The organism is Polynucleobacter sp. UK-Kesae-W10 (genome assembly GCF_018881575.1).
Taxonomy (GTDB): Bacteria; Pseudomonadota; Gammaproteobacteria; order Burkholderiales; family Burkholderiaceae; genus Polynucleobacter.
In genome coordinates, this window is sequence record NZ_JACVQB010000002.1 from 177,632 (window position 1) to 193,725 (window position 16,094).

15 protein-coding genes are annotated in these 16,094 nt (G+C 48.1%); 6 read left to right on the forward strand and 9 right to left on the reverse strand.

Annotation, left to right across the window (positions count from 1 at the left end):
• Positions 1-5: 5 nt before the first annotated feature.
• The 3 genes from ICN24_RS07260 to ICN24_RS07270 form a co-directional block, all read right to left on the reverse strand.
• On the reverse strand, positions 6-464 hold the full coding sequence (locus ICN24_RS07260) for a phosphate-starvation-inducible protein PsiE (RefSeq protein WP_216222516.1): 459 nt from the start codon (positions 462-464) through the stop codon (positions 6-8).
• 106 nt (positions 465-570) lie between these two features.
• Entirely contained in the window at positions 571-1,845 is a 1,275-nt protein-coding gene (locus tag ICN24_RS07265) for an NAD(P)/FAD-dependent oxidoreductase (RefSeq protein WP_216222518.1), read from the reverse strand.
• Positions 1,846-1,856: 11 nt separating this feature from the next.
• The gene (locus ICN24_RS07270) at positions 1,857-2,183 is read right to left on the reverse strand and encodes a c-type cytochrome (RefSeq protein ID WP_216222520.1); all 327 of its coding nucleotides are present in this window, start codon (positions 2,181-2,183) and stop codon (positions 1,857-1,859) included.
• A 193-nt stretch (positions 2,184-2,376) separates the two neighbouring features.
• Here ICN24_RS07270 and ICN24_RS07275 point away from each other — a divergent pair, with 193 nt between their 5' ends.
• From ICN24_RS07275 to ICN24_RS07295, 5 genes are all read left to right on the forward strand, one after another.
• Entirely contained in the window at positions 2,377-4,098 is a 1,722-nt protein-coding gene (locus ICN24_RS07275; RefSeq protein ID WP_216222522.1) for a glycosyltransferase family 39 protein, read from the forward strand.
• Positions 4,095-5,339, forward strand: coding sequence for an exo-alpha-sialidase (locus ICN24_RS07280; protein ID WP_216222524.1), 1,245 nt, complete (start codon positions 4,095-4,097; stop codon positions 5,337-5,339). Before ICN24_RS07275 ends, ICN24_RS07280 begins: the two co-directional genes overlap by 4 nt.
• Positions 5,336-5,956: a hypothetical protein gene (locus tag ICN24_RS07285; RefSeq protein WP_216222526.1), complete on the forward strand. Its 621-nt coding sequence runs from the start codon at positions 5,336-5,338 to the stop codon at positions 5,954-5,956. The genes ICN24_RS07280 and ICN24_RS07285 overlap by 4 nt, the downstream gene beginning before the upstream one ends.
• Positions 5,957-6,031: 75 nt before the next feature.
• Complete coding sequence (locus ICN24_RS07290) at positions 6,032-7,315, forward strand: DUF3300 domain-containing protein (protein ID WP_216222527.1); 1,284 nt, start codon at positions 6,032-6,034, stop codon at positions 7,313-7,315.
• A gap of 22 nt (positions 7,316-7,337) precedes the next feature.
• Positions 7,338-7,712, forward strand: coding sequence for a Rap1a/Tai family immunity protein (locus tag ICN24_RS07295; RefSeq protein WP_216222528.1), 375 nt, complete (start codon positions 7,338-7,340; stop codon positions 7,710-7,712).
• Between the two features lie 62 nt (positions 7,713-7,774).
• Here the strand turns inward: ICN24_RS07295 and ICN24_RS07300 are convergent, their stop codons facing one another.
• The 6 genes from ICN24_RS07300 to fabI form a co-directional block, all read right to left on the reverse strand.
• The gene (locus tag ICN24_RS07300; RefSeq protein ID WP_216222701.1) at positions 7,775-8,764 is read right to left on the reverse strand and encodes a tripartite tricarboxylate transporter substrate binding protein BugD; all 990 of its coding nucleotides are present in this window, start codon (positions 8,762-8,764) and stop codon (positions 7,775-7,777) included.
• Positions 8,765-8,863: 99 nt separating this feature from the next.
• Positions 8,864-9,709: a CoA ester lyase gene (locus ICN24_RS07305; RefSeq protein ID WP_216222529.1), complete on the reverse strand. Its 846-nt coding sequence runs from the start codon at positions 9,707-9,709 to the stop codon at positions 8,864-8,866.
• Positions 9,710-9,742: 33 nt separating this feature from the next.
• Complete coding sequence (locus ICN24_RS07310; RefSeq protein ID WP_216222530.1) at positions 9,743-11,119, reverse strand: MmgE/PrpD family protein; 1,377 nt, start codon at positions 11,117-11,119, stop codon at positions 9,743-9,745.
• 25 nt (positions 11,120-11,144) lie between these two features.
• Positions 11,145-12,029, reverse strand: a complete 885-nt coding sequence (locus ICN24_RS07315; RefSeq protein ID WP_216222531.1) for a MaoC family dehydratase N-terminal domain-containing protein — start codon at positions 12,027-12,029, stop codon at positions 11,145-11,147.
• A 24-nt stretch (positions 12,030-12,053) separates the two neighbouring features.
• On the reverse strand, positions 12,054-13,391 hold the full coding sequence (chrA, locus tag ICN24_RS07320) for a chromate efflux transporter (RefSeq protein ID WP_216222535.1): 1,338 nt from the start codon (positions 13,389-13,391) through the stop codon (positions 12,054-12,056).
• Complete coding sequence (fabI, locus tag ICN24_RS07325; protein WP_068948801.1) at positions 13,388-14,173, reverse strand: enoyl-ACP reductase FabI; 786 nt, start codon at positions 14,171-14,173, stop codon at positions 13,388-13,390. Before fabI ends, chrA begins: the two co-directional genes overlap by 4 nt.
• Positions 14,174-14,223: 50 nt before the next feature.
• On the opposite strand from fabI, the gene ICN24_RS07330 reads away from it, so the two are divergent.
• The gene (locus ICN24_RS07330; protein WP_216222537.1) at positions 14,224-16,092 is read left to right on the forward strand and encodes an extracellular solute-binding protein; all 1,869 of its coding nucleotides are present in this window, start codon (positions 14,224-14,226) and stop codon (positions 16,090-16,092) included.
• Positions 16,093-16,094: the final 2 nt, after the last annotated feature.

Genomic DNA, 16,094 nt, shown 5'->3' on the forward strand with positions numbered 1-16,094 from the left:
TGCGCTTATTCGCTCTCGCTATGCCTGCTCGGAAACTTAAACGAAGCGTAGCGCACGACCGCATTGGCTAAGGCCAAGATCAGGATAGTAATCCCCATAAATAAGATCGCCATGTCAGCTTCATGTTTTGTATTGACCAGATCAATAATTAGGCGAGTGACTGCAGTAATAGCCACATAGATCAAAAAGCGAACCGGCATATGGTTGGTCTTAAAGTAAATGCCAACCATGGCGCCAATTTCTAGGTAAATAAATAATAGTAAGAGGTCTTCAATAGAGGCCGAACCTTTGTTGACCATTCCCAAGAAAGCAACTGCTGCAGACCAGACAGTTGCAGCGCCAATCCCAAATAAGGCAATGCGGTGAAATAGTGAAACGAACAGGTTACCAATAGGAACTGTCCACTTCTCAATGGCTTGTTCAATCTTGGTCGCATCTTTTGGTGAAGTCGGGGTCATGCTCATAAAACCTCCAGCGTGCTATTGATGTGTCTCAGTATATTTCTCAATGGCGCTGTGTAAATAAAAAAAGAGGCGCTAAGACCTCTTTTTTTAAAAGTGTTGATCTGGGTCAACCCAGCGTATCGGCCCAGATATTGTGTGCCCAGCCCCAGGCATAGACTCCTTCTAGGGTGCTGGGGCCCGGAGAGACGCCGCCAGAACCTGGGGCGGGTTTAAAGGTTTTTTCGGCGGCGATGTACTGGTGCACGCTTGCCACGTGAATAACTTCTTTGGCATTCACAAAGCTGTAGCAAGTATTTGTTAGTACTGGTGAGGGGTTTACCTCCCAATCATTGAGCTCCGCAACAATGGCAGCGGCAGCGACTTTGGCGTGTTGATTAGCCATATGCCCTGACTTGGGCATTGCATAGGCAACCTGGATGGAGTCGCCAAGCACATGAATGTCTTTTTGTGCAGTGGATTCAAAATTTAAAAAGTTCACGTTGACCCAGCGACCATTAGAGTTGGCGAGTCCCGTTTTCACAGCAATCTCACCAGCACTCATAGCGGGGAGCAAGTTGAGAACATCTGCTTTGATGTCATCTTGAATTTCAAATTTAATGGTTTTGGATTTACCATCAACCGCGGTCACATTATGTTTTGGTAAGTACTCCACAATGCCTGGGTATTGTTCTGCCCACACTTTTTTAAATAGTGCACCCTTAGAGACCACATCTTGGTTGGCATCCAGAATCAAGACCTTGGATTTGGGTTTGTATTGCTTAAAGTAGCTTGCTACTTGGCAGGCCCGCTCATAAGGGCCAGGAGGGCAGCGGTAAGGCGCTTCCGGGATGCTGATGGCATAAGTGCCGCCATCGCGCATCGCGGCTAGCTGTCGATGAAGCGCAACAGTTTCTGGCCCTGCCTTCCAAGCTTGTAATGTTGCACCGGTCTTATTCGCTTGACTCAAACCTTCAATGCTATTCATGAGCAAACTCACGCCAGGGGAAGCAATCACCTTGTCATACGGCAAGATTTTTCCAGAAGTCAGTTTGACAGTTTTTTTATCTGGATCAATGCTAGCTACGCTATCTTGAATAATCTTGACGCCGTGACGCTTGCTTAGGTTGTCGTAAGGACTCGTCAACTCTGCTAATGTGCGCGAGCCACCAACAACGAGATTGGACAGCGGACAAGAAATAAAGGATGCATTAGGTTCAATGAGAGTCACTCGTGCTGTGTTGTTGGAGAAGAGGCGTAGATACTTGGCGGCAGTCGCACCACCATACCCACCGCCAATCACCACAATCTCCGCCTTTTGGAGATTGGCACTTGCCTGGCCTGAAAATCCTGCTAGAAGGCCAAGAGCAGCAGTGCTTTGGCCAATAAAATGTCGACGATCCATGATGCGCTTCCTTATTTCTTGCCAAGTTGTTGAGCGATAATTTCTAATTGCTCGTCAGAGTAGCCTTTGGCTAATTGCGGCATGATGGTTCCCTCACGGGTGCCTGATTTGAAAGCTTTTAGTTGACCCAGCATCTGCTCGCTACTCAGTTCATTGATGAGTGGCATGCCTCCATTCACCACACCTTTACCATCGGTACCGTGACAGTTCGCGCAGGTTGCTGCTAGGCCGCGCTGATAGAGCGCAGTAGCGTCCCTTGTTTGAGCGCTGCTCATTGCCGAGAGAGTACTCAAGGCAAGCCCTAAAGCTAGGGTAGGCGCAATAATGGTTGCTCGCATGTAAATCATCCTCATACTGATTAAGGCAGCGCTAGAAGGGTAGCCTGCATATATTTTTCTCTTGCACTATCTTAAACAAGAAGCTTTGAAAAAGCAGGGTCTGATTCACAAGATTTTCCGATAACTACAGTAGCAAAACTCGATTAAGCGGCATTTCCTGGGTTTTGGGGTGTAAGCCCTATAAACTATAGGCATGCGCGGTTCATATACCCTTCGATACGCACTGCTGACCCTAGTGTTAGCGGTTTTTAGCTATCTTTATGGATTGGATAGTCGATTTGCCCCTAAAAATGGCGATGAGTATCCCTATATGCATATTGTCCGAATGACGGCTGATGCTGGTCATTGGTTACCGCTGCAGTCACAAATGGACGGCATTAAAAATACTAAGCCGCCACTCATTTTTTGGCAGGGTATTGCCAGTACTTCTTGGGCAAGCGAATGGTCGCTAGTGCATCTGCGTTGGCCCAGTGTTTTGTATACAGCGCTAACAGCCTTCTGTTTGTTTTTAGCTGTACGTCGCTTTAGCGGTAAAACCCAAACTGGAATATTGGCGGCTTTAGTTTGGCTTTCATTTTTTGCGACCTATCGATATGGTCGGCCATTCTTAACCGATCCACCCGAAGTGTTTTGGTTGAGCCTGCCTTTCCTGGCAATCTTGTATTGGGGTAAAAATGCCTTTGACTCCAAATGCTTTTTTCCTGTATTTGCAGGCATCTGTTTTGGATTGGCACTCTTTGCTAAATCCTTTGCCTATATTGCACCAGCCACTTTAGCGCTTGGCTTGTACTACTGGCATTGGCGAGAGTGGCGTCTTTCACAAGTGCTAGTGCGTGATGCTTATAAATTGGTGATCGCTGGGGTATTAGCCTTGGCAGTCTTTGCTCTTTGGTTTGCCTTGGACCCACAGCCTGAGGCTGTTTGGCGGGAGTTTGTGCTGGGCGAGAACGCTGGTAAGTTTTCTGCGCGCTCTTCGAACTATTTGCTAGATCTTGTGAAGGGCGGGGACAGTATTTGGATGCTGTTGTTAACCACCTTAGCAAATGCTGGCTTATTCACTTTTGTTTTATTGGCTACTTTGTTGCAATGTTGGCGCGAGCGTCGTTTCTTATCCTCTGAAGAGATCTTCTTGTTTTTATGGATCGCAGCTTTTTTACTGATCTTTAGTCTGCCAAGTCAACGCTCAGGAAGATATCTCTTGCCTGTCATGCCAGCATTTGCCGCTTTGATCGCTTTGCATTGGGAGCGCTTGCCCTTATGGGGCTTCAGGATTGCTTTAGTATTGCAGGGCCTCATCCTTGCGCTCTTATTGTGGATCGGTATTCATTTGCAACTTTCTAGCGCTATGGGAAGTGTGGGGCCGTGGATCTATAGTTATATCCATTGGGTATTGATGGCTGTTGCAGTGGCAACAGTGCTTCTGGGATTGATAAGACAGTCCCAATGCAAACCGGCAGCGCTCGCAGCCTGCTTTTTGGTTTATTGCGCACTAGCCAGCAGCCTCAGCCCCCTTGAGGGCGCATTAGGACGCTTCTCAGCGCAAACGATTGCTCAGCTTCAGGGTAAGGATGTGTGGATTCCTTGTGACTACAGAGCAAAAGACGAGGAATATCGCTTGCTCTTGCCCGGCGCTCAATTGCATGGCTATCTTGCAAAAGACGCAGGTGAAGTGGAGTACTTAAGCGCTACTTATCCTTTGGTAGCAGTGCAGGCACCATTTGGAGCTGATCTGAACTTATGTGAAAACTGTCAGATTGTGGGGCAACGTATGGAAATGCGCGCCCGTCATTCAGATCAAGAAATTCGTGAGATGTTACGGGGTCATATTGGCGAACATTTATTTGCCATGGAGTATTTAATTACTACGCCAGTCTCTAATCCTGATTTGCTCAATGTAAAGGATGTCTGTAGATGAGGCGTGTTATTGCCCTATGTTTTTTGCTGCTAGCTGCAGTCATGGGATTTATTCATATTGCCGGTCGACCTGCGTGGGCACCATTTTTGATAGTGGAGAATGCTGCTGCTAACCCGGATGAAGAGACGCAGCCTGCGGCAAAAGGAAAGGCGCTCTCTAAGCCAGCCGTTCTCACTCCCCATGCTGATTGGTTGCCCGATACTGGCGCTCCTTCGGTGCACGCCGCCTCTTTAATTGCGCTGAAGGATGGAGGTATTCGTGCATTTTGGTTTGCGGGAAGTCGAGAGGGCGCTCCCGATGTAGTGATTAATACTTCTGCATTGGATACCAAGACCAATACGTGGACTTTGCCAACCGTTGTGATGGACCGCGTTACTGCCGAGAAAGGCTTGGCTCGCTACATTGCTAAGTTAGGCAACCCCGTGCCAGCACGTTTGCCCGATGGTCGCTTGCAATTGTTTTTTGTCACGGTATCGATTGGTGGGTGGGCTGGTAGCTCAATTAGTAGCATGATCTCAGAAGATGATGGTCTTACATGGAGCAAGCCGCAACGCTTGATCACATCACCTCTACTCAATCTAAGTACTTTAGTGAAGTCTCCTGCCATCACTTTTGCCGATGGGCACTTAGGTTTGCCGGCTTATCACGAATGGATTGGACGCTTTGGTGAGTTTTTAAGGCTCGATGTCACACAAGTGATTGATAAACGCCGCATGAGTTCAGGGCGCGGAGCAATTCAGCCTTTGGTATTTGTGGGTGATGCTCAGGATGCGACTGCATACTTTAGGCAAACCAGAAGTGCGGGGCTGCCAAAACAGATCCCAGTAAGTCACACGCAAAACGCGGGACAATCATGGCAAGCAGCAGGGGATCTAGAGATTGCCAATCCGAACTCTGCGGTAGCGGGCCTTGTTTTATCCAATGGCATGCAATTATTAGCGCTCAATGATGTCCAGGCAGGCCGCCATCGTTTGGTATTGATGATGAGCAATCCCAAAATAGGCCAATGGCACACTATTGAGGTTCTAGAAAATGATGAAGCATTGCCTGATGAGCAGCGCAAAGAGTATTCATATCCATACTTGCTGACTGACGATAGCGGAGATGTGCACCTCGTCTATACCTGGAACCGTACGAAGATCCGGCATTACCATTTTTCTAAGCCATGGCTAGCGCAGGCTCTGAGTCAATTACCGCAAGCGGGTACTAATGCCAACCCACAATCTGAGGGCGCACAATGACCAACTTCCTACAGACTTTCGCTTTAGCGGAGATGGCGATTACTTGTGCCATCCTATGTATTTGGGTGATGCAAAAGGTTTCAACACAGTTGTTACCCACTTTTGTCAAAGCATTGTTCGTGTTGGTATTGGCAAATGCATTTTTCTGGCCACTCGGCTTCTCATTAGAGTTGCCGTTGGCTGGCTATGTGCGCGGTATCACAGGGGATCTCAGTATTGTGACGACACTATTGTTGTGGAGTGCCTTATTGAAAAACCATAAGCCAGCGCCGCTCGGTTTTAAATTGAGCGTTGCCATCATTGCGCTGGTTTTTTATCCATTAGCCTTGGGTCTAGGCATGATCGACCCCTATGCCTGGGGGTATGGATCTATCGCGCTTTTGATTGCAGTTCTGATCTGCGCTCTGATCTGCGGCCTGACAAATTGGACGCAGGGCGTTTGGATTATCGCGCTTGCCATTATTGCTTGGGCGTTTGGGCTGCAAGAATCTACCAATCTTTGGGATTATTTACTGGATCCATTTTTGGCGATCTGGGCCATTTTTTCTGTTGTCAGCAATATTCTTCGGGCGCGTAAGGAGAAGGCGCGTTCGGGTTATTTGTTTAGACCGGGTTAATGGGCATTCAAGTGCAAAGTAGTAAAGTAAGGTGAATCGAGTGCGCTATTGAGATGAGTCAAGACTGAGGCAAATATGAAGCAGGTAAGTCAACTGAACATGCCAGCATTTGGCAATAAGAGCATCCGGCAGATCCTATCAGCCATCGTTTGCGGATCTACATTGAGTGGATGCGTCATGAACCCAGGCCCCTATCAGCCAAGTGGAAACTATCCGCCTGTGTATATGCAAGATGGTGGCTATGTTAATCAAGGCTACGCGCAAGACCCAAATTACAACGCTGGTCCACAAACGATTTCTACTGCGCAACTGCAGTCGTTGGTTTCTCCGATTGCACTTTACCCAGACTCATTGCTTTCATTGATGCTGCTGGCTTCGACATATCCACTAGAGATTGCAGAGGCTTACAACTGGCGAAACAGTAATGCATCCCTCAAGGGTGACGCTCTTCAAAATGCGCTAAAGGCGCAGTCGTGGAACGATAGCGTGAAATCATTAATAGCATTTTCAAAAGCATTTAACTTGATGGGTTCAAAGTTGCAGTGGACGCAGAACTTGGGGAATGCTTATAAGCTCCAGGCTGCCGATACGATGCAAGCGGTACAGAATCTGCGGAAGCTTGCCGTTAAAACTGGCAGCCTAAAGTCGAATAAAGAAATTACTGTGACCACGGATGCAAACGGCAATATCCTCATCAGCTCGGCTAATGAAAAAGTGGTTTACATTCCAAACTACAACCCGACGGTAGTGTATGGACCATGGCCATATCCTGATTACCCGCCATATCCTATTTATGACCCTGCTTGGGGTTTCTTGGATTTTGGTCTGGGCTTTGCGATTGGCGATGCCTTTTGGACCTATCCCAATTGGTCTAACGGCACGATTAACTCTACAACGATCACCCCATCTGGGCGCGTTCCTGCGCGACCTGTGATTGGGCCGGCCAGCATTGTGAACCAGCAGCGCTTATTGAATGACTGGAAGAATAATGCTACCCCTGGGGAGAAGCAGGCGGCTCGTCTGGATGGTCAACGTGCTAACAATGCGTTCCAGAAAGATGCAACACCTCAAGAAAGAAATCAAGCCGAGCGTCTCAATCAAGAGGCGCGTAACGATGCTCAAGTCGATAGGACTGACCCCAATGTCTATCGTGAGGCGGCCCAAGAAAACGCTTTACGTGATCAAGCTCGCTTTGATGGTGATGAAGATCGCTCACGTGGCTTTGGCGGAGGCCACATGGGTGGATTTGGAGGTGGTGGAGGCGGCTTTGGTGGTGGAGGTCACATGAGTGGATTTAGTGGCGGCGGTGGTCATATGGGCGGTTTTGGTGGCGGCCATATGAGTGGATTTAGACGTTAATCTTTATTAAGAGAAAAGCATCATGAAAAAAATATCGACAGCATTCGTTCTGATTGCATCAATTCTTTGCTTTGCCCCAAGTGCATTCGCACAGAAAGACCTCCCAGCAGATGATGCTAGCACGGCAGCATTTGTAGAGCTCTGCAAAAATCCTGACGATGTCGCAGGACGCAGTTTTTGTTTTGGCTTTGGTGAAGGCGTGTATCAGGAGTATTTGGCGTCGCGCACACCAAATGCCAAGCCAGCTATCTGCTTTGCAAACCGAAGTGATACTCGTGATCAAGTGCTGCAGAAATTTTTAATATGGAATAAAGCCAATCCCCAGTTCAATCAAGAGAAGGCGGCCAAAACCTTAATACGCTTTTTTATTGACAATTACCCCTGCAAACAAGGGTAAGTCGATAGGCCAATAAAAAACCAGCTTAGCGCTGGTTTTTTATTGACTAGGTATTTATAAAATTAATCTGCATAAGCTCCAGCCTTACGAATCACTGGACCCCACTTGTTAATTTCTGCTTCCAGATGTTCTTTAAGGCCATTTGGAGTTCTCTTGGCAGGTGGCACAATTTCAATATTCGATTCCGCTAAGCGAGCTTTAACTTCAGGATCGTTCAGGGCAACATTGAGAGCCTTGTTAATCTTGGCAACTACAGCTGGAGGTGTGCCTTTAGAGACGTACATACCATGCCAAACTTTGACCTCAAAGCCTTTGAGGCCTTGCTCATCTAAAGTTGGAATATTTGGTAGTGCTGGAAGGCGCTTAGGAGTGGTCACACCATAAGCCTTAACCAAGCCGTCTTTAATATAAGGAACGGTTTGGGTGGTTTGGTCACACAATAAGTCGACTTGGCCGCCCAGCAGGTCTGTCAAGGCAGGACCAGTCCCTTTGTAAGGAACGGTTGTGAGTTCTACGCCTTCGCGGGACATAAATAAGAGTCCGCAAAGCTGTGAAACTGCACCCGGGCCAGCATTGGCTAAGGTTACCTTGTCTTTATTTGCTTTGATATAGACCTCGAGCTCCTTGAAGTCTTTTGGAGGAAAGTTTTTACGACCCAGGAGCACCATTGGCACATCTACAACTTGACCGATGTATTCAAAATCCTTCATTGGGTCAAAGTTCAGCTTCTTGTATAAGGCCGGTGCAGTGGCCATTCCCATATGGTGAATGAAGATGGTGTAGCCATCCGGTGCGGAGCGCGCAACGCGAGTTGCGGCAATGGTTCCGCCAGCGCCTACGGTGTTTTCAACGATCACGGTTTGACCGAGCTCTTTGCCCATCGGCACGGCAATGAGACGGGCCACAGCGTCTGTCGGGCCACCAGCAGAGAAGGGGACCACCAAAGTGATTGGTTTATTAGGGTATGGATCAGCAGCGAGTGCGGTTCCCGCAAGGAATGCAGTGCTGGCCAGTGTCAATAAACCAGCAAATAGCGATTTACGTAATTTCATCATGAGTCTCAGTAGTGTTTGTTATAAAAAGCGCGAATGTACTACGTTGGTACAACCTTATTTTGCCAGTATTTTGGCTAATTGCGGGCCTGCTTGCGATTAGTGTTTACCAGCAAGAGCAAGTGTTCTCTGAGCTAGAAGGACTACTGGGCGATCAATCATTTTTCCATCGAGCTTTACAGCACCTCCTTTTGAGGCGTGATCGGCCTCAATGACTCTTTGGGCCCAAGTGAGCTCCTCTTCAGTAGGCATAAAGGCTGCTTTCACGATAGCGACTTGTTTGGGGTGTATGCAGAGCTTGGCACCGAATCCCATGCGCTTTGCTCTCTCAGAGTCTTCGGTGATCCGCGGAAGATCATCGGTTGATGGTGTAACCCCATCAATAGGAGGGGCAATTTGCGCCAAACGGGATGCCAGGACTATTTGGTAGCGGGCAGGTTGTAATTCCGTTTCTTGTGCATCGCAAACCATACCAAGATCTGCCTGCAGATCAAGATTACCTAAGGCAAGGCGCAATACTTGGTTGGAGTTTGCAATCTCACGCAAATGATCTAATCCTTTAGCGGTTTCAATCATTGGAATCATCGCGGTGTGCGGCAACATGAGGGCCGCACCATTGATTTGATCTAAAGATTCACTTTTGGGAATGAGTAGGCAGCTGATTTTGAGTTCTTGCGCCAAGATTAAATCCGCCGAATAGAACTTCGTGCCAGGAGAGTTGCTGCGAATCACTAAGCGTTTTTTTTGTTCCTCAGAAAACTGGGGCCATGCAGCACGAATGGCATTGCGTGCCGCCTCTTTATCTTCCTCGGCAACAGCGTCCTCAAGATCTAGTACAACACCGCTCGCCCCGCTATCGAGTGCCTTAGCAAAACGTTCAGGGCGCGTGCCTGGAACGAATAAAAAGTTACTACTAAAGCCAAGGGGAGTATCGAGTGGGTTCATATTCAAAGGGTGACTAGTTTATTCAAGCAAATATTATTGGACGGGTAGTAATAGACCAATCTTGGCCTGATTACGGATATTCCACAAGCGATCAATTGCCTGGGCCATTTCTGCGGGGCTAGCGCCACCACTAAAAGCCGCTAGGCGCATGGCTTTATCAGTGATTTCAGCTCTAGAAAGAGTATTGCCTGGATCGCCTTTTGGCTCATCAACGCGACCTGTCAATATTTGGCCGTTATTTAAATGTACTTTCACTTTGCCAATCCAACGCTGCGGGTAAGCGCCATCCACTTCGGGATCTAAGGTCATAGAAACGTGATCGCGGAATAAGCAAATCGCATCATCGTGAAAATGGTCATCAAATTCTTGTAAGCCAGCAAATTGATAGTGTGCAATTAAAGCCAGCACAGTGCCCATCGAGAATTTGGATTGATGCACAGTTGCAGGATCGGTGACAGGACCCAGTACGTCAATAGCACCTTGATGCACTAAGGTTTCTACTTTGGCGATATCGCTCGGTTTGAGGTGGTGTGCCAGCATGACTTGCAAAAGTGCGTCAGCAGCAGGATGGGTATGACGACAGGAGGCGTGGTACTTAAAGCTGGTTTCAGCCAGAGTCCAGCGGGTGCCCAAACGATCTACTAATTTGCTGGGGTCCGCATCGCTTGACATGCCAGCAGCCAAGCCTTGCTTGCCTTCAAGAATGTGATGTGCCCCAGTAAAGCCAGACTGGGCAATATAAGCAGACATCAGTCCAGTGGAGGCAGCGTGCGCTGTATGCAATTGCTTAGAATCAGCGGCATCACGTAAGAACTCCCACAGTCCTGCAGATTGGGTTCCAGCAGAACCAAAGGCATGCAACATTTGTTCTGGGTTGAGTTTAAGCAAGCGACCCACTGTAGCAGCGGCAGCAATCGTGCCCGCAGTACCTGTAGTGTGAAAGACCTTGTAGTGTGATCGCCCTAAAAATTCACCCACACGAATGCCGACTTCATAACCCGCAATTGCGGCAACTAACAATTCTTCGCCAGATGCGCCGATTGCTTGCGCACACGCTAAGGCCGGTGGAAAGACAACGGTAGCGGGATGAAAGACTGAACCATTATGAACATCATCTTGCTCAGCTACGTGAGAGGCTGCTGCATTTGCCATGGCCGCTAAAAAAGGGCTCGAACTCGAGCGGCTAATGAGGATCTCTGCGGGGCCTGGGTGCGTAGCATTAAAGCCACCCATGTTTTGAGCAAATTGGGTAATCGTTTCAACAGGGCGTGAGCCTTTGCCTGCAATGGCTGAGCCAAACCAGTCAACGAATAAATCTTCTGCGCGAAGGATGACATCGTTTGGTATTGCATCAATTTGCAGATTGGCCGCAAAAGTGGCTAGTTCACGCGAGAGATCATTAGTAGACATTGGATGGATCTTTTAAAGGAGTGGCTTAAGCGAGAACAGCGGTGGCTTGCATGGTTAGCCAGCCTTCATGATCTTGTGCCCAAATAGAAATCGTTTTGCCAGAGGGATCTTTTTCAAGATCAGGTTTTGCATTTACCTTAAACAAATTGATGTCAAAAGTCGGGCGAATCGCGCGGAATTCAAAACTGTTGAGCCTGCAGCCAGGAATGCTTTGGCGCACGAGGTCCACTAGCAGTGTGGCAATTAATGGACCATGAACGATGAGGCCGGGGTATCCTTCCACTTCGGTAACGTATTGACGATCGTAGTGAATGCGATGCCCGTTAAAGGTCAGTGCGGAATAGCGGAATAGCAGGACATCATCCGGGGTAATGGTTTTGCTCCACTGCGCATCACTGGGGGCTGGTGTGGGCGCGACAGGTTTGTCATCAGGCCCTGGCGCATCGCGATACACAATGTCATGCTCTTCGATAATCGCTAAACCCTCTTGATTCGAAATCTCGTGTTTTACTAAAACGAAAATTAAATCACCGGTGCGACCCGCTTTATGAGTAACGGATTCAATTGTTGATGTGCGGGTAATCTCATCGCCTACGCTCAGGGGTTTGAGCCACTGCACGCGACTACCTGCCCACATGCGGCGAGGCAACGGCACGGGAGGTAAAAAACCACCACGCTTCGGATGGCCATCAGGACCAATTTCAGATTGACGGGCGTGTGGCAAGAAATACAGCCAGTGCCACAGTTCAGGCAAAAAGCTCCCTTTAGTGGGGTCTGGATCGGGGCGATCTAACGTTGCCGATAGCGCTCTTACAGGCGCTGCTGTAACGGAGTCAGATAGTGACTCGGTTTTGCCGAGCCACTCTTGAAGATGGGTAATGGTTTGGGGTTCGATTCGCATAACTTCCATTATGCCAATCTTAAGAAAAAGGATTTAGCCGATTAAAACGCCAGCAAAATAGATGAGCAGACCAGCCAGCGCGCTGCCACCTAGAACGGCCATTACGCCTTTTTGGAATTTAAATAGCGCTAATCCTGTAAGAGCGCAAATCAATATAGAAATCCAGGAGATGGAGCCACCTAGACCATGCGGTAAAAAGACGTGATATGCAAAAAATAGGCCAAGATTGACGATCACGCCAACAACTGCAGCGGTGATTGCTGTCAGTGGGGCAGTAAAGCTGAGTTTGCCGTGGGTGGACTCCACCAAAGGACCGCCGACCAAAATAAAGAAGAAGGAGGGCAAGAAGGTGAACCAAGTGGCAACGCAAGCACCGAGCACGCCAAACCAAAATGGATTGCTATTGCCGATGAGATGTTGAATGTGTCCCGCTAGATAGCCAACAAACGCAACTACCATGATGAGGGGGCCTGGCGTGGTTTCACCAAGTGCTAAGCCATCAATCATCTGATTCGCGCTGAGCCAATGAAAGTGATCGACCGCACCTTGATAAACATAAGGCAATACTGCGTAAGCGCCACCAAAGGTCAGAAAGGCTGCCTTCGTAAAGAACCAGGCGATATTGGGATAGAGGGTTTTCCAGCCAAAGATGAGTAGTAAGGCGCCTATGGGTAAGAGCCAGCATGCTAAGGCAACAGCGCTATGCAATAAGGTTTTTTGGTAACTAAACAAGGCATGCGCTGGTGTTGGGGTGTCGTCATCAATCATGGCAGCGCCATAACTCTTGAGATCTTTATTGCCGCGTCCGCTCGCTTGAAAATATTCTGGATAGCGTTTGCCGCCCCAGTATCCAATGGCTGCTGCAATCACAACAATAATTGGAAACGATAAGTTCAAAATAAAGATAGCTAAAAAGGAAGCTAAAGCAATCCACTTTAAAGCTGAGTTATGAATCGTGCGTTTACCAATGCGTACTGCTGCATGCAACACGATTGCGGTGACCGCAGGTTTAATACCAAAAAAGATCGCAGTAATCCAAGGCACTTGTCCAAAAGTGAGGTAGATCCAAGATAGCGCAATAAGAATCATGAGTGAGGGCAGCACAAATAAGGTGCCCGCTAAAATTCCACCCCAACTGCGGTGCATGAGCCAACCGATATAAGTGACAAGTTGTTGCGCTTCAGGTCCTGGCAGCAACATGCAGTAATTCAGCGCATGTAAAAAACGCCGCTCAGAAATCCAGCGGCGCTTCTCAACTAACTCCTGATGGAGGACTGCAATCTGGCCTGCGGGGCCACCAAAGCTAATAAAGCCAAGCTTTGTCCAAAATTTGAGGGCCTCTCGCAGGCTAACGAAGGGAGGACGACTCAAGCGTCTTCCATTCCGCCAACCACTTGGCTAAAGCCGTTATCCACATAAATGATTTCGGCAGTGATGCCGTTTGCTAAATCCGACAATAAGAAAGCGGCAGTATTGCCCACATCATCAATGGTTACATTGCGACGTAATGGGGCAGTTTGTTCAACAGCTTCCAAAATTTTTCCGAAACCTTTAATGCCGGATGCAGCCAAGGTCTTAATAGGGCCAGCAGAAATGCCGTTAGCACGAATACCTTTAGGGCCCACTGAGCCAGCGAGGTAACGTACTGAGGCTTCTAATGAGGCTTTGGCTAAACCCATGGTGTTGTAGTTCGGAACATTCTTCATGGAGCCTAAATAGGTCAATGTCAGCAAAGAAGATTTGTCACGTAGCATTGGGAGCGCTTCTTTAGCCATCGCAGGGAAGCTATACGCAGAAATGTCATGCGCAATTTTGAAGCCTTCACGTGAAAGGCCTTCTAAGAAGTCGCCCGCAATTGCCTCACGTGGTGCAAAGCCAATCGCATGAACAAAGCCATCAAACTGCGGCCATGATTTGGCTAAATCTTTAAAGAGGGCAGAAATCTGCTCATCACTACCCACATCACAATCAAAAATCAGTTCGGTGTTGAATTCTTTTGCGAAATCGACGATGCGGTCCTTGAAGCGCTCTCCAACGTAGGTAAAGGCCAATTCGGCACCTTCACGATGGCAGGCCTTAGCGATGCCATAGGCAATAGAACGGTTGGAGAGGAGGCCGGTAATGAGGATTTTTTTGCCGGATAGAAAGCCCATGTTGTTTCCTTTGCTTCAAATATGATTAGCTATCTACAATTGTTGCATATATGCCAGCCCAAACCCCTTTTCGCCAAATTGCCTATTTCTTGCTGCTTTCCCTGCTGGCGGGGCTTGCGGGCAATATTACGCAGGCGGCGCAAGGAATCGCGCAGTACGGCAAACCCAAGTATGCGGATGGATTTGCCCATTTTGACTATGTAAATCCCAATGCCCCCCGGGGTGGCACCTTGGTTTTACCTAACCCTGGCCAGAGAACGAGTTTTGATAAGTTCAATCCCTACACATTGCGGGGAATCACTGCCCCTGGCATCGACCTCATGTTTGAATCTTTGGCAGAGGGGAGCGCGGATGAGGTATCGAGTATTTATGGTTTATTGGCCGACGATATTGAGGTAGCTAAAGATCGTCAGTCTGTGACATTCCATATTCGTCCAGAGGCGAAATTTTCCGATGGAAGTCCGGTACTCGCTGCAGATGTGAAATATAGCTTTGACACGCTGATGAGTGGTCTGGCTCATCCTCGTTACAAAACTACGTTTGCGGATGTGAAACAAGCTGTAGTGATTTCAGATCGCGTAGTGCGTTTTGATTTCAAAAATAACAATACCGAGCTTCCGATCATGGTCGGCACTTTGCCAATCTTTTCTCGCAATTGGGGGAAAAAACCCGATGGCACGATGACCCCCTTTGATAAGTTGGCTTTTGAGACGCCAATCGGCAGCGGGCCCTATCTGATCGAGTCCTATAAGGCTGGGAAGTCGATTACCTATAAGCGTAACCCACAGTACTGGGTTGATCAACTCACCAAGCCATTAAATGTGCGCATCGGTTTTTATAACTTTGATCGCGTGCTCTATAAGTTATATAGCGATGATGCTGTACGTCTTGAAGCTTTCAAGGCTGGTGAGTTTGATGCGCTGGTGGAATACCGCGCAAAGATTTGGGCCAAAGGCTATGTGGGCTCTAAATTTGATAATGGTAGCTTGCTCAAAAAAGCTTTCATCAATCACAACGGCGCAGGCATGCAGGGATTTGCGATGAATGTGCGCAAACCTAACTTGCAAGACCCCCGAGTTCGTCAAGCATTAGGTTTGGCGCTTGATTTTGAGTGGCTCAATCGCCAAATATTTTTTGATCAGTACGGCCGTATCAGCAGCTACTTTACGAATAGTGATTTGAGTGCAAATTTTGATGGACCTCGCAAGCCAACAGAAGCGGAGTTGAAATTACTTAGACCTCTAAAAGCGAAATATCCGCAATGGGTTCCTGATGCGGTATTTGGACCTATGCCTGCACCACCATCGACTAAGCCTCCTGGCAGCCTGCGTCAGAATCTACGTCAGGCGCGTGAATTGCTCATGCATGCGGGCTGGCAGTATCGCGATGGGGCTCTGCGAAACGAAAAAGGGGAGCCATTTCGCATTGAGATGGTGGAAAACGGTGGATTTTTCTTGCGAGTTCTCTCAGCTTACGGTCGCAACTTAGAAAAGTTAGGCATCCAGCTCGATATTCGTACTAGTGACTTTGCTTTGTATCAAAAGCGTATGGATGAATATGACTTTGATATGACCACTACGCGTTTCCCGGATTCGCAAAATCCTGGTAATGAATTATGGGACCGCTTTGGTAGTCAGGCTGCCAAATCAAAAGGCTCGGACAATATTATTGGCATACAGTCGCCGGTAGTCGATGCTTTGATCGAAGCGATTACCAAAGCGCAGAATCGTGAAGAGCTCCGCGCCGCGTGCCGTGCGCTGGATCGTGTCTTGTGGAATAGTTATTACGTCATACCGCAGTGGTACAACCCTACTCATCGGGTTGCCTTCCGAAAAGAAATGCGTTACCCAGAGCCACCTTTGTACTATCAAGCGGAGCCCTGGATTATGCAAAACTGGTGGAAAGAAGAGAGTAAATAATG